Here is an 18,079-nt window from a genome sequence, read left to right as displayed (position 1 = left end):
TCCGGGTGGTGAGCTCGCCGGGCGGTGATCCTCCCGTCAGTACCGCAGTCCGTGCCCGAATCGGAAGAGCGGCTCGGCGGTGTCGAACGGCACATCCGGGCGTGACTCCTCCACGGCGTGCATCGACCGGGGCAGGTCGAACGGCAGCGAGCCCTGCGGGGCGAACCGGCCCGTGATCACGTCGAGCAGCGCCTCCGCACTGGCCCCCCAGTTCACGGTCACCGCGGCGGCGATGTCCACAATGGGCTCGAGGATCGCGGGGCGATCCGCGAAGACGTCCACGATCGTCGGCGCATGCCGGGCCAGCTCGCGCACGTGATCGATGACCTCGGTGGGGAACTCCAGTGAGCCGGAGTGGAAGAGGCTCTCGAAGACCGTCGGGCGCTCCTCGTAGGGGGCCTGCAGCCGGACCACGATCACCTCGGCGTCTTCGGGAGACGAGACGAGCTCGGCGTACGGCGCCGCCCGCTCCACGTCGATGCCTTCGACGTAGAGCCGCGGCCGCCCGGCGAGCGGCAGCAGCGGGTTCCCGGCCGCACCGTTCGTCAGCAGGGTGATCGAGGCGCGCTGCGCCCACTCCCCCGCCGCACGGAACCCGTCGGCTCCGACGATCCGGTCCGCGGTGTCGGCGTCGACGAGCGAGGACTCGAACAGGCCAAGCTCGAACTTCTCACGGAGGATGCGGCGCGCCGACTGGTCGACCCGCGACTCCGGCACCTCTCCGGAGGCGACGAGCTCGATCAGGAGTTCCGGGCACGCCTCGCCGCCGAACTGGTCGGCGCCGGCGTCGAGGACCTTCTTCATCCGCTCTGCGGGGCTGAGGTCTTCGACGCCCCACGCCCGGGCGGGGAACGGCTGCCCGAAGATCTCGGCGTCCGTGATCAGTCCCCAGTCGGTGCAGACCAAGCCGTCGAAACCGAACCGCTCACGCAGCAGCCCGGTGATGACCGACTTGTTGAACCCGAAGCCGACCTCCTCGTACTCGGTGCCGACCGGCATCCCGTAGTACGGCATGATCTGGCGGGTGCCGGCGGCGAGGAGCGCCTCGAAGGGCTTCAGGTGCAGGTCGAACGCGTCGCCCGGGTACACCTGCTCGCGTCCGTGGGCGAAGTGCGGGTCCTCGCCATCCTTCTGCGGACCCCCGCCGGGGAAGTGCTTGGTCATGGTCGACACCGATCCGACGCCGAACTCGGCGCCCTGGAACCCGCGCACGTACGCGGCCCCCAGCCGGGAGGTGAGCTCCGCATCCTCGCCGAAGGTCGCCAGCTGACGGGACCAGCGGGGTTCCGTCGCCAGGTCGACCTGCGGATGCAGCGCCACGCGCAGTCCGACCGCGACGTACTCCTGGCGGGCGATGTCGGCGAACCGCTCGACGGTCTCCTCGTCGCGGATCGCCGCGAGACCCAGGGGCTCCGGCCACTGCGAGAACGGCCCCGACAGCATCGCGGTGCCCGGGTTGTCGGTGAACGAGTGGCGGGGATCCGTCGACAGGGTGACGGGGATGCCGAGCCGCGTCGACGCGGCGAGTCGCTGCAGGGCGTTGTGCCACTCGGCGATCTCGCGCCCGGTGGGCGCTCCTCCGATCAGGTTGAAGTGCGACATCCGCCGCTGCTCGATGTAGTCGACGGCCGAGGGCGTGGAGAAGGTGGTGTTCGGCTCGTCCAGCGGGCCCATGCCGATCATCGTGTGGAAGAACAGCCCGGCCTTCTCCTCCAGCGTCATCTCGGCGAGCAGCAGTTCGACGCGCTCGGCGACGGGACGCTCGGCATCCAGCCACGGACGGGCGGTCAGTGTGGCGTTGTCGGTCATTTCACTCCCTTGATCCGGTAGACGAGCACGGCGCCGAGCAGGGCCACGAAGGCGCCGAAGAGGTACCACACCGAGTAACCGCCGATCGCGGTGGCGCTGCCGATCGCGATGATCCCCGGTGCGATGGCAGGGGCGATCGACTGCGGGAGGGCGTTCGCGATGTTGAGGACGCCGAGGTCCTTCGCCGTGTCGTCCCGGCTGGGAAGCACCTGCGTGGCGAGGGCGAGATCGACCGAGAAGAACGAGCCGGCGCCCAGGCCGATCACCGCCTGCGCCAGGATCACGACACCGACGCTGGGCGCGAAGGCGAGGATGACGAGGCCCACCACCATGATGACCCCTGCAGCGGCGACGAACGGACGGCGCTTGCCCAGCCGGTCGGAGAGGTAGCCGCCGATCGGGCTCGAGATCACCATGCCCACCGTCGACGCGAGGTTCGCCAGCAGGATGGTCGAGATCGCGCCCTGCTCGTCGAGGTGGAACTTCTCGGTCAGGTAGAAGGGCAGGAAGGTCGCGATTCCGGCGTAGCCGAACATCACGAAGAACTTGGTCAGCCACGTCCATCCGAAGTCGCGGTGCTTGACGGGGTTGAAGACGAACGACCCGAAGAACTGGCCCGCGGTGAACCGCTGCCGGGGCTTCTCGGTCAGCCGGCGATCCTTCAGCACGACGACGAACACGACGGCCAGGACGAGCGCGAGCAGCGCCGGCACCAGGAACCGCAGGAGGTCCTCACTCAGGAAGTTGATCAGCACACTCCCGCCGAGGATCGCCAGGGGCGTCGTGACGCCGACGAGTCCGGAGACCTTGCCGCGGTTGGCCGACGGCACCTGGTCGGGCAGGGTCGCGTTGGCGGCGGCGAGAACTGCGTTGAAGGCCGCCTGGGCGAGGCACCAGCCGATGAGGACCACCCAGACGGAGGTGGCAACGCCGATCAGGAGGAACGCTCCGACGCCGACGACGCTCCCGCCGAGGATCCAGGGCCGCCGCATCCCGAACCGGGAGGTCGTGCGGTCGGAGAGCCGCCCGGCCAGCGGGTTGGCGACGAGCGCGAAGAGCGCGCCGACTCCGAGCACGAGCCCCAGCTGCGCCGTCGCCTCCTCGGTGGATGCACTCAGGTGCTGGATCTTGAACGCCATGGAGACCAGCACCGGTGTCAGCAGCGCCAGGAGGACGCCGAAGTTCACGGCGGACAGGCCGGGGGTGTAGCCGCGCGGTGTGCGTGCGGGGGTGGTTCCGAGCGCCTTGATGCCGGTCGTGCCGACGGCGGCCGCACTCGCGGCAGGAGACAGCTCTGTCATTTCTCGAGTCCTTTCGTACCGTCCGCTTTGACGATGCGAGCAAGCATACATAAAAAGCGACCATGTGGTAACCCAAAACCGACTGATCGGTAACCTGGCTACGATGGTGGGGTCGGGGAGGTGCACGTGACGTCAGTCATCGATGGGGCGCGGTTCGCCCGCGCCGCGGCTACCCGGCAGGCCATCCTCGACGCCGCGACCGACCTGTTCTGCCGCTGCGGCTACCGATTCGTCTCGCTCCGCGACATCGCGGCCGACGCCGGCATCACCCATCCCGCGCTCCTCAAGCACTTCGCCGGCAAGGAGCAGCTGCTCGGCGAGGTCGTCCGTCGACTGGATGTCTCGGCGACGGCCGCCGACCATCCAGGCGACCAGGGCCTCCCCTTCGCGACCGCCGCCCACCGGCAGGACGGGATTCCCGGCTTTGTGCCCCTCTTCGGCGCGCTGACCGGTGAGGCCTCCGCCTCTTCCCACCCGCTCCACGACGTGATGCGGGAGCGCTCTGCTCGCACGTGCGAAAAGGCCACCGACGCCTTCCGCGCCGGGCTGGCGCGGGGCCAGGTCGGGGACGGGCGCGTCGCGGGTGACGAAGCGGTGCGGCTGACGGCCGCGTGGAACGGTCTCCGCATGCTTACGCAGTACATCCCCGACCGCGTCGACGTGTCTGCGACCCTCGAGCACCACCAGCGACTGATCGCCCACCCCGCCGGCTGGGCGCCGCCCGGGTCGGACAACGCGCCGGGGATCGTGCCGCCGGCACCGCCGCTGCCCGCGCTCGCCGATGAGCCGGACCGGCCGGACACCGGCTACCGTACCGGGCGGGAGCGCCGAGCGAAGATCGTGGACGGGGCGATGGCCCTCTTCGCCCGCGAAGGCTACGGCGATACCAGCCTCCTCGACATCGCCACCCGCGTCGGGGTTTCGAAGTCGGCTCTCTACCACCACTTCCCGTCGAAGGATGCGCTCCTCCACGAGGTGCTGCGCGAGCGCGATCACCGCATCAACGATCAGAGCGCGGGCGAGTCCCCCAGGTCAGCTGTGGAGGCCATCCGGGGGTTCGCCGATGCCGCCGCCGCCAACGAGGCCGACCAGCCGGGACTCATCGAGCTCTACGCCGTCATCTCCTCGGAGGCGACGCCGCGGGGCCACGACGCGCACGCCTACTTCGAGCACCGCTTCACCGCCGCCCTGGAGGGCATGACCGCCACGTTCCGCGCGGCCGCTGAGGGTGGCGCGCTGCCCGCGCATCGGGACCCGGAGCATGAGGCGCTGTGGATCCTCGCGCTCTGGGACGGACTCCAATATCAGTGGCTGTACGACCGCGACAGTGTCGTCGTGGCCGACCAGCTGCGGCAGCACATCGCGGACGTGCTTCCCTGACGGGGAAACTCATTCTCGGATGTCCGGGCGGTCGCAATCCAACGGCTGGGTCCCTGTCGACTTGACAGCGCTATTTCGTCCAGTTACAGGTATTCCTGTAACCGGTTTACGGCTTTTCCTGTAATCTCATCTACAGGAATTCCTGTAATCGCACAATGGAGCAACCATGAAAGGTAACGAGCTTGTCTGGCGTAGCCTCGCCGACCGAGCACTCAAGGGTGAGCGAACCTGGAGCAATGTCGGCGATCTTGCCTACGACGCCGGCGTGCCTACCACCACTGCCTACCTTGCGCTCGAACGACTCGAAAGCAATGGCACCGTGGATCGATATAGGCCCGGTGGCTTCTCAGTGGTCAGCATCGAGAAGCTTCTGACGATGCTGTGTGCTTGGCGCAATCTCGACCGGGACACAATCATCAGAACTACGCGCGAATCGATCCAACCGTTCCTGAACTCGGCTCGTGGGCCTTATGCCTTGGGTGGCCCAGACGCGGCAAACATTCTCCTGGGAGGACATGCTGTGTCGAGCTTCCACGAACACATTGTCTATCTTCCTGGCGCCGGTGAGCTGCGGGCCGAGCTCGAGCAGCTTAGACCGGAGCCGGAGGGCGATGTCCGCGTGCTCGCGATGGACAAGCGCGCGATGAAGATCTGGGACGGTTACTCGAGCCTCGCGCAGACCTATGCGGATCTTTTCGCGACGCCGGGATGGCAGGCATCAGAGTTTCGTAACGCACTCCGCGAGCGTTTCGTTCGCGCGCGCGAGTGGGATCAGGAGGGAGACCGCCGATGACTATTCTTGGAATGGACGACGAGGGCACGTTGCGAGCGCTCCTGGACTCGCTCGGTTACGACCTCGAGCCCTCTATCCTCATCGGAGGTTGGGCAACCAACGCGCGAGTTGGCGGGGAGATAAGCCACGACATCGACCTGATTATCACCAACCAGAGCCTGCGCCAGGTGCTCCCTCAACGGCTCGACGAGTACAGCGAGAACGAGTTGCATAGCGGTGGTAAGAAGGCTCGCGGGAACGCCGACGGTGTGCACGTTGACGCATACTTCCCGTACGAGTCGAAGCTTGGGTCGAAACTCCTCCTCGACGTCGGGGTCCTCACCCGATTCGTCGACGCGGACTTCACAGTGCATGGCTGGCTCATGCTTACGCTCGACGCCCACATTGCGACGAAGGTCGCGGCGTTGATCGACCGCCACGCAACGGAGAAGGGGAAGAAGGACGCGCGGGAATTAGTCGCCCTCATCGACTCGGGAGCGGACGGCGGCAAGGTCATCGAAGTTCTCGTCGCGGCAACCGGTGGGCCGAAGGAAGACATCGTCGACTACATCCGTGAGACGTTTGATCTCCTGCCTAGACTCGCCGAGTTGAACCAAAAGGCCCGACGCCGCTATGCGGGTCTCGCGCGCGAATGGGTCGAGGAGGCTCAGATCCAGACGAAAAGGGCGCAGGCATAGTGACGCGCGAACCGACCGGTTGGATCACCTGCTTGTCGGAGACCTGCTCGCCGTTGAGGTAGTCGCCCTACTGCGCGCCGGCCGGACCTGCCGGCCGCGAGAACAGGTTGACCAGGTTCCCGTCGGGGTCTCGGAACAGTGCCGACCGGTTGCCCCACGGCATGGTCGTCGGCTCGAGCACCACGTCGTCGAGTCCGTCACGCAGCCGGGCGAACTCGGCATCCACGTCGTCCACCGAGAACTCGACGATGACGGAGGCGTTCTCGGCCGGGCGGGGTGCGGCCTCCCCCAGCATGGCGACCGTCGCCGGCTCGGCGATCGCGAGGGTGCCTGCGGCCGTGCGGAGCTCGGCGAACACGGGAGCGGGCCGTACTGCTGCGACGCCCGTGACGAGCTCGTAGAAGCGTGTCAGCCGGTCGACGTCGCGGGTGATGATCCTGATCGAAGCGAAGTCCATGGTGGTCCTTTCCGGCGGCCGGGCGGCCGCGCATCCACCATGCTGCCGGGGCTCGGCGACACCGTCCTGTCGGTGTTTAGGGCCGAGATCGCCGATGCCGGGATCACTCCTCCCGGTAGGCCGGCCGCAGCTCGCCGTACGCGATCTGCAGGTCGTCGGCGGTGAGGGGCCGGCGCGGCGGACGCTCCCCGGTGCGCTCGACGGACAGGATCCGGTCGCCCCGGAACGCGCGGATGCCGTTGCGGGTGCGGCACCACGCGACGAGGTACCAGCTGCCGTCCCGGCCGACGTAGCCGAGCGGCTCCACCTCGCGCTCGGTCTCGGCGCCCTCTCTGTCGCGGTACTGCAGGCGGAGCACGCTCCCCGCCCGCAGCGCGTCGGCGAAACCGTCGGGCGCCGTGGCTGGGGCCTCCGTGTTCTCGAGGAGGTGCACCCGCAGCGCGAGCTCCCGCGTCTCGTCGGCGGCGCCGGTGTCCATCACGGCCAGCACCTTCCCCAGCGCGGCGGAGGCGGCGTTGCGGAACGGACTCGAGGCCAGCATCCCGAGCCCGATGGTGACCGCGAGCGCCTCGTCGACGGTGAGGCCGAGCGGAGGGAGCGTCTGCGTCACGTCGATGCAGTAGCCGCCGGTCCGGCCCGGCTCGGCCCAGATCGGGACGCCCGCCTGCTGCAGCGCCGACAGGTCGCGCTCGATCGTGCGGGTGCTGACCTCGAAGCGTTCGGCGAGTCGCCGCGCGCTGAGCGGTCGCGGCGCCACCGCGCGGAGCGCCTCCACCAGCGCGTACAGGCGGTCGGTGCGGTTCACGACCGGGGCGCGGCGGCGCTCTCGCGGATGACGAGGGTGGGGCGCTCGGAGGAGAACTTGCGGACCCGCTTGCCGCCGAGGATGCCCTCCAGCATCCCGAAGGCGCGCGCGCCCAGCTCGGCGAAGTCCTGGTTGACCGTCGTCAGGGGCGGCGACCACATCCGGGCCAGCGGGTGGTCGTCGAAGCCGACCACGCTGACGTCGTCGGGAACCCGCTTGCCACCCTCGGCGAGACCGCGGATCACGCCCATCGCGATCTCGTCGTTGCCGCAGAACACCGCGGTGACTTCGGAGCGGTCCGCCAGCTCGCGGCCGATCAGACGGCCGGACTCGGGCTCCCAGGTGGCGTCGAACGGCTCAGGGACGTCGGCGCCGACGGCGGCGAGCGCGCGCCTCCACCCGGTGGTGCGGCCGTCCTCTTTGCGCGACGGCGGCACCCGGACGTGGTGGACGGTGCGGTGGCCGAGGCCCAGCAGGTAGCCCACCAGCTCCTCGGCAGCATCCGCCTCGGCCAGCACGGCCTGCGGCACTCCGGTCTCCCGCACGCCCGACACCGACACCGTCGGGATGGACTTGGGGAGCCGGTGCAGCGCGGCCACGCCCGGCGGGTCGAACTTCAGCACGACGAGCCCGGCGATCGGCTGCTCAAGGATGAGCGCGACGGCCCGCTCGACCGTCTCGTCGTCCGCGGACTCCACGACGGTGATGCTGACGGTGTATCCGGCGGCGCGGGCGCTCTCCTCGACGCCGCGGATGGTCTCCGCGTAGCCGTACTGGGAGGTGTTGCCGGCGATGACGGCGATCAGCTTCGGCTGCCGCTGCACCAGGGCGCGGGCGGCCGCGGAGGGACGGAACTGCAGCTCCTCGATCGCCTGGAGGACCTTCAGCCGCTTCTCGTCGGAGACGTACGCCGCACCGTTGAGGACCCGCGAGACGGTCGGAACCGACACCCCGGCAGCCCGCGCGACGTCGCTGATCACGGGCGGTTTCGGCGCGTTGTTCCCCATCGCCCTCAGCATAGCGACGCGGCCCTTCCTGCCCTCATTTGACAGCGCCGCTCGTGATGCCCGAGATGATCCGGCGCTGCATCACCGTGAAGGTGATCAGCAGCGGGAGGCTCATCAGGATGATGTAGGCGAAGATCAGGTGCCAGTTCTGCAGGTAGAGTCCCGAGCTGGCCACCTGGTAGAGGTTGAGCGGGAGGGTGTCCAGCCTGCCCCCGATGACGAACAGCGCGTAGAAGACGTCGTTCCAGATGTAGAGGCAGATCAGGATGGTCGCGGTGGCCAGCGTCGGCCCGAGCAGCGGCAGGATGACCCGGAAGAAGATCTTCACCGGGCCCGCGCCATCCACTCGCGCGGCCTCCTCCAGCTCCACCGGGATGGTGCGGACGAAGCCGGTGACGAAGAAAATCACCGTCGACATGTACATGCCCATGTAGACGCCGATCATGCCGTAGGCGGTGCCCGCCAGTCCGAGCTGGCGGAGTAGCAGCACGATCGTCACAACGGCCGGCGGCAGCACGATGCCGCTGATGCCGAGCGCGTAGACGAAGGCGATCGGCTTGCTGCGCCGGCGGCCGAGGATCCAGGAAGCCATCGCGCCGAGCAGCAGGACGCCGAACACGGACGGGACCATGATCAGGAGGCTGCCGAAGAAGGCGGGGATCATCCGCCCCTGGTCGAGAACGGTTCCGAAGTTCTGGAGCAGGTGCCAGGTGGTCGGAAGGGCGAGGCTCGGGTTGAGGGCCTCCGCCTGGTCCTTGCCCGCCGTGACGACGACCAGCCAGAACGGGACGCCGAGCAGCAGCACGACCAGCAGGATGGCGACGATCGGCTGGATCACCCGCGAGGGACGGAACGGGGCGCCGCGGCGCCGCGTGGTGGTGAGCGCGCTCACAGCACGTTCTCCCTTCTGCGCAGGAAGTAGATGACGGGGAAGGCGAGGATGGTCACCATCAGGAACAGGGTCAGGCTCATGGTCGTCGCCTGCGCGAACAGCCCCTGACCGAACGTGCGGAAGATGAAGATGTTGAGCAGCTCGGTGCTGCCGCCCGGGCCTCCCGCGGTCGTCGCCTGCACGATGTCGAAGCCGTTCATGGATCCCAGCAAAGCGGTGGCCACGTTGAAGGTGACGGCCGGCGCCAGCAGCGGGAAGCGGATGGACCGGAACGTCGTCCACCAGCTCGCGCCGTCGAGCCGCGCGGCCTCCAAGATGTCCTCGTTGATGGTTTTGAGGCCGGCCAGGAAGATGAGCATCGAGAGGCCCATCCACTTCCAGGCGTGGATGACGGCGACGACGACGATCGTCCAGGTGGTGCTGCCGAGCCAGGCGATCGTGACGTGCTGGCCGGTGAAGAAGCCGAGGATCTGGTTGAGGGCGCCCTCCGGCTTCAGCATCGCCTGGAAGATGTAGCCGACGGCGAGGGCCGACATGACGACCGGCACGAAGAACGCGACGCGGGCGAACCGGTTGATGGCGGTGTCGCGTTCGAGGACGAGCGCGAGCACCAGGCCGAACAGGTTCTGCAGCACGGCGACCAGGACTGCGTAGACCAGCGTGATCCGGAGGTCGTTGATCAGGCTGCCGTTGCTGAAGAGGGCCGTGAAGTTGTCGAAGCCGACGAAGCCGATCTCGCTGTGGAAGCTGGACCAGTTGGTGAAGGCATAGACGAAGTTGAAGATCGTCGGGACGAAGAAGAAGACGATCAGGATGATGAGGGCGGGGACCAGGAACCACGCCGGGTGGTCCTGACGCCGGCGCAGCCCTCCGCGCGGCGCCTTCCGTGCGACCCGCGTCGACGCGGCCGGGGCCAACGGGGTGAGTTGTGCGGTCATCGGGTTGTTGCCTTTCACTGGTCTCCGGTCGCTGGGCCGGGACGGCGGTTCTCGCCGCCCCGGCCTGCGCCGCTCAGAATCCCCTGATCAGAATCCCTTGACGCCCTGCGCCTTGGCGAGCTGGGCGAACTGGTCCTGGGTGGTCTGCGCCACCTGGACGGGCGTCTTCGTGCCCTGGATCACGTCCGCCAGGTTGATGTAGAGGTCGGGGTTGGCGACCGCGAGCGCCTGCATGGAGCCCACCGAGTCGTCGATCGACTTCGCGACATCTTTCAGCGCGGTGGGGACCGTGCTCGGGGTGTCGACGCCCTTGATCAGCGACACTGTCGACTGCGCCTTCACGAAGTCCTGGTAGCCGTCGCCCAGCCAGTAGCTGAGGAACTGGCGCGCCGCGGCCTCCCGCTTGGTGTCACCGGTCTTGAAGGCGACCAGAGCGTTCGACTGGTCCGGGATGAAGGTGCCGACGTTGCCCTTCGGGGAGATCGGGAAGAAGCCGATCTTCTTGTTGAGCTCGTCGGTGTTGGAGGTCGCCTGCAGCTCACCGAAGAACGAGTTCACCTGCATCACCATCGCCGTCTTGCCGTCGAGCAGCGCCTTGCCCTGATCGACCAGCGTTGCGGTCTTGATGTCGGAGTTGAACAGCCCGTCGTTGATGAGCTTCTGGTAGGTGTCGATGGCGTTCTGGATGGTCGGGTCGGTGAACTTCTCCTTGTTGGCGTTCACGCGGTCCCACAGTCCGTCCTTCGCGGCGTCGGCGAGCTGCGCCTGGACCCACCACTGCGTGGCCCAGCGGTCGCCGCCCATCTCGTAGAACGGGTCGACGCCCTTCGCCTTGAGCTGCTGGGCGAGCGCGATGAACTCGTCACAGTTCTTCGGGGTGTCGGTGATGCCGTTCGCGGTGAAGACGTCCTTGTTGTAGTAGACGCCGATGACGGCGGGGGTGGTGACCAGCGCCGCGTAGCGGGTCTTGTTCAGAAGGCCGGTGACGTCGGCGAGGTTGCCCGTGTAGTTCTTCACCCACGGTGCGCCGTCGAGCGACTGCAGGTTCTGGGTCGCGTTCAGCGCGGTGAGCTCCGACGCCGTGGGCTGCCAGAAGGCGAGGTCCGGCTTGTCACCGGTCGCCACCTTGGTCTGGACGCCCTGCTCGTACGGGTCGGGGATGGTGACGACCTTGACCTTCGCGCCGGTCGCCTTCTCGAACCCCGAGATGACGCTCGCCGGGGTCTTGTTCGAGTTCTGGGCCGCCCAGATGGTGAGGTTCACACCATCGAGCTTCGTGTCCTGCGCCGGCCAGGAGGCGGACCCGCCGCCCCCTCCACCGGCGCCGGGGTCGCTGCATCCGGAGAGGACGAGCGCCGCGGCTGCGGCAATGGCCGCGACAGTCGCGGCTCCCTTCCAAGCGATCTTCATTGAACTGCTCTCCTTGTTTGTCGTAGCGACGTTATACGTCGCCGGTTCGTGGTGCAGGTGCCTCGGCGCCGTCGATTCGGACGGTCCGGATGCGGAACACGCGCGCACCCGCCTCCTCGGCGGGGCTTTCGATGCGCAGGGTTCCTGCTTCCGCGTCCCAGTGAGCAGGCCACTCGGGTAGGGACGACGGGAAGACGGTGGTGACCTCGACCTCCTCGCCGGCGAAGGCCGGGAGGTCCAGGTCGGCGGGCGTTGCGGGGTGCCCGTCGCGGCGGCTCCAGACCGAGACGAGCACGTCGTCGCCCGTGCGGAGGCCCTCTGACGTCCGAAGACCGAGGGCCGTCCACGGCGAATCCCAGGAAGGGATGCCGAGCGGCCAGAACGGGGTGGAGGCGGCGATCGCGCCGCGCAGGTCCTTGGCGACCGCGATCGCCTCGCTGACCAGTGCGCGCCGCGGCGCATCCATCCTGTTCAGGTAGCCGGAGACGTAGAAGCGGCCCAGCAGCCCGGTGACCAGGCAGAAGGCGACCTCCTCCTCCGTCATCTCGGGCTGGGGGTAGGCCCAGCTGGCCGCCTGCTCCGGGAGCATGGCGGCTGGTGCCGAGGCGGCGATCGGCGGGTACTTGAGGAAGTCCTGCTGGTCGGAGGTCGACTGCATCTGCAGCCGCGACAGCATGGCGAAGTCCGAGCGCATCGCTCCGGAGCTGCAGTTCTCGAGGACGAGGTGGGGGTGCCGGTCCAGCACGCCCTCCAACCAGGCCAGGTGCGCCCGGTTGTGCCCGAGCAGGCCGTCGCCGGCGCTGTCGGCGTCGCGGTCGGTCCCCGCGCCGGGGTCGATGTTGTAGTCGAGCTTGAAGAAGCCGATGCCGAATTCCTCCACCAGCCGGTCGACGACCTCGTCGAGGTGCGCGCGGGCCGCCGGGTGGCGCAGGTCGAGGTGGTAGCGGTGGTGCTCGACGACGCGCGTCCCCGCGCGCTGGAGGAAGGCCTCGTCCGGGAGCCGGTCGGCCATCGGGCTGTTGACGCCGATCACCTCCGGCTCCAGCCAGAGGCCCGGCACCATCCCGGCCGCGCGGATGCGGTCGATGACCTCGCCGAGGCCGCCCGGGAAGCGCGTCGTGCTCGGCCGCCACTCCCCCACGGTGTCCCACCACTCGCCGCTGTCGTCGTACCAGCCGGCGTCGATGCAGAAGATCTCCGCGCCGACCTCGGCCGCTGCGTCGATGAGCGGGAGCAGCTTCTCGGTGGTCGGGTCGCCGTTGAGCGTGTTCATGTAGTCGTTGAAGACGACCGGCATGGCGGCGTTGTCCGGGTGCGCTCGCCGGGTGCGGCGACGGTAGGCGGTCAGCTCGCCGAGGGCTCCGGTCACATCCGACGAGAGCGACACCGCGACGGGCACGGTGACGAAGCTCTCGCCCGGCGCCAGCACCTTGGTCCACTGGTGATCGACGTCGGTCGGTCCCGAGAGCGCCAGGTAGCCGCTCGCGGTGTCCTCGCCGAGCTCCCAGCGCCACGGACCGTTGTGCTCGATCTGCCAGGCCCACGAGGCGCCGAGCCGCTCGGACGAGACGGCCGCGACGGGCAGGTGCTTGCCGGTGGACCAGGTGCCCGCCGACGTGACGCTGAACTCGCCGCGCGGGTTGTGGTTGGTCAGGTGCTGCTCGAGGCGGGGGAAGCGGATGCCGTTCAGCGGCTCACGCGTCCACCTGCCCTCCCCGAGCCAGTCGCTCAGAGCGTGGTGGACATCCCACTCGCGGATCGTGCTGGCCCCGTTGCCGCCCAGGTAGAGGGCGAGGGACGGGACGGCGAGGAGCACGACATCGCCGTCGCCGCGGTTGGTCACGGTCGTCTCGGCGCGCAGAACCGCGGCCCCGGGCGTCACGGTCAGGGCGAGCTCCGTGGCGAGACCGCTCTCCGGGTGCTCGAGCGCGATGCGGAGGGTGCGCGCGTCGCCGTCTGCCTCCTCACGGTGCCCGGCGTAGCGGGAACCGTGCCCGACCGCGGTGTGCACCAGCCGGTCGTTGGCAAGGGAGTGGCCGTGCGAGACCGTGAGCACCTCGACCAGAGGGAGGCCGGCGGACATCCCGAGCCGGATCGCGCCGGCCTGCACCGAGCTGATCCGCGGGGCGGAATCGGCGGACCATGCGACTTCGATGGTCAGCACGTCATTGCCCCAGGTCAGGCGATCGGTCATCGGTTCCTCTTCTTCGCGGAGTGCTACGCGGGCTTGCCGCGTTCGGATCATGATAGCGGTTTCAGAACGCGATGCAAGTTAATTCTGATAACGCTATCAGCTAATGATCGCATAGAAGTGCAGACCCTTGCGCCTGATCCTGGAATCGCTATCATGATAGCGGTTTCAGTGCTTGCCGAAATCGCCATCCCCGTACGAAGGAGTACCCGTGTGAATGCGCTTCCCTCCCGCCGGCCCAGCCCCCGGCGCTTCCTCCCCCTCGCCGCCGCGACCGCGGCAGGCGCCCTCTTGTGCGCCGGTCTGGCAGCGACCCCAGCCACAGCCGCGACCGCAACGGCCGACCCGCTGACGGTCGACCTCTCTCAGACCACCGGCGACTTCCGCGGCGGCTCGACCGGAACCCTCTACGGCCTCGGCGACGACGGCGTGCCCAGCCAGGCCGTCCTCGACGGCGCCCGGATCACCAACACGTCGCAGAAGCCTCCCCAGGGTGCGCAGCATCCGAACGGGGACGCCCTCGATGTGGAGAAGAACTTCTTCGCCTCCGGCGGGAAGGACCTCTACGTCTACGTGCAGGACGAGTACCCGGACTGGCCCTACAACGGCGGCAAGCGCCCGGGCGACGCGAACGGCGACGGCGTCTGGGACTACCTGCCCGTCCTGAAGGCGGCGGTCGAGAAGGTCGCGACGCAGTCCGAGCATCCCGAGAACTACATCTTCATCCCCTTCAACGAGCCGGACGGCGGCAACTGGTACCCGAACTGGTCGACCCAGAAGGACCAGTTCCTCGCCGACTGGAGCGCGGCGTACGACACCATCCAGAGTGTGTACGCGGCCCACGGGCTCGGTCATGCGAAGGTGGGCGGCCCCGGCGACTCGTCGTGGCACGCCGACCGGAGCACCGACTTCCTCGCCTACGCGAAGGCGCACAGCGAGCTGCCCGACGTCTTCATCTGGCATGAGCTCGGCACCAACAACCTGGCGACGTTCCGCTCGAACTACGCGGCCTACCAACAGGTGATCGCGAAGGTCGGCATCAGCCGGATCCCCGTGAACATCACCGAGTTCGGGATGCTGCGCGACATGGGCGTCCCCGGCCAGCTGGTGCAGTGGCTGTCGATGTTCGAGGACGAGAAGGTCGACGCGCAGACCGCGTACTGGAACTACGCGGGCAACCTCTCCGACAACTCGTCCCGCAACAACGGCGGCAACGGCGGCTGGTGGATGTTCAAGTGGTACGGCGACCTTCAGGGCTCGCAGACCGCGAAGGTCACTCCCCCGCGCCTCAACGTGCCGGACACCCTCCAGGGTCTCGCCACGGTGGACACGCAGGACAAGAAGGCGACCGTCCTCTTCGGCGGCGGCAGCAACGACGTCGCGCTGAACGTGAGCGGCCTCAGCCGCGGCACCTTCGGGACGTCGGTCGACGTGCAGGTCCGGGCCGACCGGCTGAACGGCGCAGAGGGCGCATCCCTCCAGCCGCCGGTCATCCTTTCGACGCGGGCGACGGTGAACGACGGCACCATCTCGGTGACCGTTCCGAACAGCGACCGTTACTCGGCCTACCAGGTGGAGATCACGCCGGCGCTCGCCGCTCGGCAGCCGGCCGCCACCGACCTGGTCAGCAGTGTGGAGGCCGAGAACGCCACGCTCCTCGACGCGACCGCCTACACGCAGGACCCGTCGCGCGAGTGGTCGTTCATGGCCTCCAACGGGCACGATGTCGGCTCGTTCAACAAGCCGACGTCGTCGGCGACGTGGAACGTCACCGTCCCGCGGACGGGCACGTACCGGCTCACGGTCCTCGCCGGAGCGAACCAGGCGCCGGGGCAGCACGCGCTGTTCGTCGACGGTTCGCTGTCGCAGCTGATCAAGTACTCGGCCGACCTCGGCTGGACGTACCGGGGCACCACCGACGTGACGATCCCGCTGACCGCGGGAACGCACTCCCTGTCGATCCGTGCGAGCGCCGACGGGAAGACAGTCCTGCCGGGCGCGGACATCACCCTCGACCGCTTCGACCTGACCGACGTGACGGACGGCGAGAAGGCCGTGTACCCGGCCCTCGACGCCCGCCTGTCGGACGGAGCGAAGCTGTCGTACACGGATCCGGCGACCTCCGGGTTCGCCGTGCTGCACGGGAAGAGCACTGCGACGTTCTTCGCGGCGACCGCTGAGACCGGGTACTACGACATCGCGACCAACTTCGTGAGCACGCGGGCGACCACGCCGACCCTGTCGGTGAACGGCCGTGCGGTGGCGCTGCCCGCCGCGTCGGGAGCCGGGTCGTGGAGCGCCGTGGCGCGGGTCTACCTGCCGCAGGGGATCAACGAGCTGACCGTCGGCGCGTCCACCTCGGGCACGCTGATCTCGGACGTCACCACGCTCCGCGCCGCCGCGCAGAAGGCGGCCGACGCCGACGCGGCGAACGTGTTCCGGTCGGAGGCCGAGGCGCTGCCCCGGAGTGGAGCTGCGGTCGTTCAGACCGCGGGGCGCAACTCGAACGGGTCGGCGGATGCCGCCGGCGTCGTTCGGGACGTGGGCTATCTCGGCAACGGGGCGGCCAACACGCTGACCGTCCCGCGTCCGAACGGCTTCGCGGCGGGCGAGTACCAGCTGGTGCTCGGCGCGACCAACGCCGACAAGGCGGCGGCGATCAACTACAACCCGCAGGTGATCAGCCGCTTCCTCGACGTGTCGGAGACCGGAGGCGCGACCGTCCGCGCCGCCTTCCGGCACAACTACTCGTGGGACAGCTTCTGGGACAAGACGATCCCGCTGACGCTGACCACAACCTCCGGGGCGCTCACCCTGGGCAACGCCACCGCGTACGCGCCGAACCTCGACACGGTCACGCTGGCGAAGTTCGTGGCGGGGACGCCGACCACGGTGAAGAGTCACTGAGTCGCAGTCGGGAAGTATGAGGGCCCTCGCCGTCAGGCGGGGGCCCCCTGCGTTGCGTCGTCGACCCGCCGCCGATCGTCGGAGATCCGAACTTACTCAGCGCGCAGGCGTGTATTGCGTGCTGCGTGTATTGCCTGCGTTGGTCGGGGTGTGCGGGTTCCTGAATTCAGGAGATTCGGGCCTCGCGGTGCTCCCAGCGCCTCTATTCAGGACGCAGAGCGTGCTTCGCGGCCAAATCTCCTGAGAACAGGAGCGGCCACGAAGACGGGAACCACTTCCCATGCCGTCAAGCGGCCGACATCAGCTGCTCGGGGTGCTCGAGGGACGTGGCACGCACTGCGGGTCCGGATCATCCTCGATGTCGAAATCCCCGCGCACGCCTCACACGTCGAGCCGGTACCCCCGCTTCACCACCGTTGCGACCAGCCCCGGCGTCCCCAGGCTCTGCCGCAGCCGGCTGAGCGACACCTCCATCGCGTGCTCGTCCGTATCCCCGTCGAGTGCGATCGACAACTCCCGGCGTGACACCACGGCTCCGTTCGCCGCGACGAGCGCGCGGAACAGTGAGAGGGAGGCCGGCGTCAGCCGCACCGGCGTGCCGCCGACGATCGCGAGGCTGCCCCGCAACTCCACCTCCCCGTGGCGCGTGACGACCCTCCGCGTCGACTGCGCCTCCAGGTGCTCGCATACCAGCCGGATCAGCGCCCCCATCCGGAACCTCTCGGGCTGCAGCGGCGCAACTCCCGCGGCCACCAGCGGCGCGGTGGTCACCGGACCGACCCCCGCCGCCACCACGTCCGTGGCCAGCGCCTCCACCACCTCGGCATAACGCCCCCGCGCGATCGCCGCTGCGAACAGCCCATCCACCGCGGGCGCGCTCGTGAAGGTCACGGAGTCGAGCTGCCGTCCGGCGATCGCGTCCACCAGCCGGGTGACGCGCTCGTCGCTGTCCTCCGCCACCGACCACGAGTAGGGCGCGACGGTGATGACGCGGTCGCCGGCGTCCCGCAGCCGCTGCAGCTGCGCCTCGTCGGTCTGGCCGTGCAGCTGGACGGCGACGGTGATGCCCGCCGGGAACTCCGCGATCACCTTGCTGACCAGGGAGGCGGTGGTCTCCTCGTCGCTCATCCCCTCGTCGTCGAGCCCCGCGGCCCGCACGGCGCCGCGTGCCTTCGGTCCGCGGACCAGGATGGTGGACCGCGTCAGTACTCCTTGGAGGTCTTCGCCGAGGCCGGCCGAGTCGGCGACCTCGAACCAGCGGCGCATCCCGTAGCTGGTGGTGGCGAGCAGCACGTCCGGGGCGACTGCGATGATCCGCTCGGTGTCCGCGATCACCGCAGCGTCGTCGTCGGCGTGCCGCATGTGCACTGTGGGCGCGTGCAGGACGCTGGCGCCGCGGCGCTCGAACGCGTCGATCAGGTCGGAGGAGCGGCGGTCGCTCGTGACGCCGATCCGGAATCCGGCCAACTGGTCGGGCCGGAAGGCGGCGACGCCCGCACGCTCGTCCGTCAT

14 protein-coding genes are annotated in these 18,079 nt (G+C 68.8%); 4 read left to right on the top strand and 10 right to left on the bottom strand.

From position 1 onward, the window contains the following. Positions 1-36 precede the first annotated feature (36 nt). Entirely contained in the window at positions 37-1,809 is a 1,773-nt protein-coding gene (locus tag SB754_RS01310) for a glycoside hydrolase family 3 protein (protein ID WP_410780549.1), read from the bottom strand. Next, positions 1,806-3,110: an MFS transporter gene (locus SB754_RS01305; protein ID WP_410780548.1), complete on the bottom strand. Its 1,305-nt coding sequence runs from the start codon at positions 3,108-3,110 to the stop codon at positions 1,806-1,808. The genes SB754_RS01310 and SB754_RS01305 overlap by 4 nt, the downstream gene beginning before the upstream one ends. A gap of 126 nt (positions 3,111-3,236) precedes the next feature. Here SB754_RS01305 and SB754_RS01300 point away from each other — a divergent pair, with 126 nt between their 5' ends. The 3 genes from SB754_RS01300 to SB754_RS01290 all read left to right on the top strand — a co-directional run bounded on the left by SB754_RS01300 (position 3,237) and on the right by SB754_RS01290 (position 5,960). Next, complete coding sequence (locus SB754_RS01300; RefSeq protein WP_410780547.1) at positions 3,237-4,490, top strand: TetR/AcrR family transcriptional regulator; 1,254 nt, start codon at positions 3,237-3,239, stop codon at positions 4,488-4,490. Positions 4,491-4,656: 166 nt separating this feature from the next. After that, positions 4,657-5,283, top strand: coding sequence for a hypothetical protein (locus SB754_RS01295; RefSeq protein ID WP_410780546.1), 627 nt, complete (start codon positions 4,657-4,659; stop codon positions 5,281-5,283). Positions 5,284-5,294: 11 nt separating this feature from the next. After that, on the top strand, positions 5,295-5,960 hold the full coding sequence (locus tag SB754_RS01290) for a hypothetical protein (protein ID WP_410780545.1): 666 nt from the start codon (positions 5,295-5,297) through the stop codon (positions 5,958-5,960). 67 nt (positions 5,961-6,027) lie between these two features. Here the strand turns inward: SB754_RS01290 and SB754_RS01285 are convergent, their stop codons facing one another. The 7 genes from SB754_RS01285 to SB754_RS01255 all read right to left on the bottom strand — a co-directional run bounded on the left by SB754_RS01285 (position 6,028) and on the right by SB754_RS01255 (position 13,663). Continuing rightward, positions 6,028-6,417 carry a VOC family protein gene (locus tag SB754_RS01285; protein WP_410780544.1) on the bottom strand — a complete coding sequence of 130 codons (390 nt, stop codon included), beginning with the start codon at positions 6,415-6,417 and terminating at the stop codon, positions 6,028-6,030. A gap of 103 nt (positions 6,418-6,520) precedes the next feature. Then, positions 6,521-7,222 carry a helix-turn-helix transcriptional regulator gene (locus SB754_RS01280; protein WP_410780543.1) on the bottom strand — a complete coding sequence of 234 codons (702 nt, stop codon included), beginning with the start codon at positions 7,220-7,222 and terminating at the stop codon, positions 6,521-6,523. Beyond that, a complete protein-coding gene (locus SB754_RS01275) occupies positions 7,219-8,229 on the bottom strand; it encodes a LacI family DNA-binding transcriptional regulator (RefSeq protein ID WP_410780542.1) in 1,011 nt (336 codons plus the stop codon). The genes SB754_RS01280 and SB754_RS01275 overlap by 4 nt, the downstream gene beginning before the upstream one ends. Before the next feature lie 34 nt (positions 8,230-8,263). Beyond that, complete coding sequence (locus SB754_RS01270) at positions 8,264-9,121, bottom strand: carbohydrate ABC transporter permease (RefSeq protein WP_410780541.1); 858 nt, start codon at positions 9,119-9,121, stop codon at positions 8,264-8,266. Continuing rightward, entirely contained in the window at positions 9,118-10,059 is a 942-nt protein-coding gene (locus SB754_RS01265) for a carbohydrate ABC transporter permease (RefSeq protein WP_410780540.1), read from the bottom strand. The genes SB754_RS01270 and SB754_RS01265 overlap by 4 nt, the downstream gene beginning before the upstream one ends. Before the next feature lie 87 nt (positions 10,060-10,146). Beyond that, the gene (locus SB754_RS01260; protein ID WP_410780539.1) at positions 10,147-11,469 is read right to left on the bottom strand and encodes an ABC transporter substrate-binding protein; all 1,323 of its coding nucleotides are present in this window, start codon (positions 11,467-11,469) and stop codon (positions 10,147-10,149) included. Positions 11,470-11,500: 31 nt separating this feature from the next. Then, positions 11,501-13,663, bottom strand: coding sequence for a glycoside hydrolase family 36 protein (locus SB754_RS01255; protein ID WP_410780538.1), 2,163 nt, complete (start codon positions 13,661-13,663; stop codon positions 11,501-11,503). Between the two features lie 210 nt (positions 13,664-13,873). On the opposite strand from SB754_RS01255, the gene SB754_RS01250 reads away from it, so the two are divergent. Next, complete coding sequence (locus tag SB754_RS01250; RefSeq protein ID WP_410780537.1) at positions 13,874-16,567, top strand: CBM35 domain-containing protein; 2,694 nt, start codon at positions 13,874-13,876, stop codon at positions 16,565-16,567. Positions 16,568-16,948: 381 nt separating this feature from the next. On the opposite strand, the gene SB754_RS01245 is transcribed toward SB754_RS01250, so the two are convergent. Next, positions 16,949-18,079, bottom strand: a complete 1,131-nt coding sequence (locus SB754_RS01245) for a uroporphyrinogen-III synthase (RefSeq protein ID WP_410780536.1) — start codon at positions 18,077-18,079, stop codon at positions 16,949-16,951.

Source organism: Leifsonia sp. SIMBA_070, assembly GCF_046534635.1.
Lineage (GTDB): Bacteria > Actinomycetota > Actinomycetes > Actinomycetales > Microbacteriaceae > Leifsonia.
The sequence above is the reverse complement of the archived record's forward strand: the minus strand, read 5'-3'. Positions and strand labels throughout refer to the sequence as shown.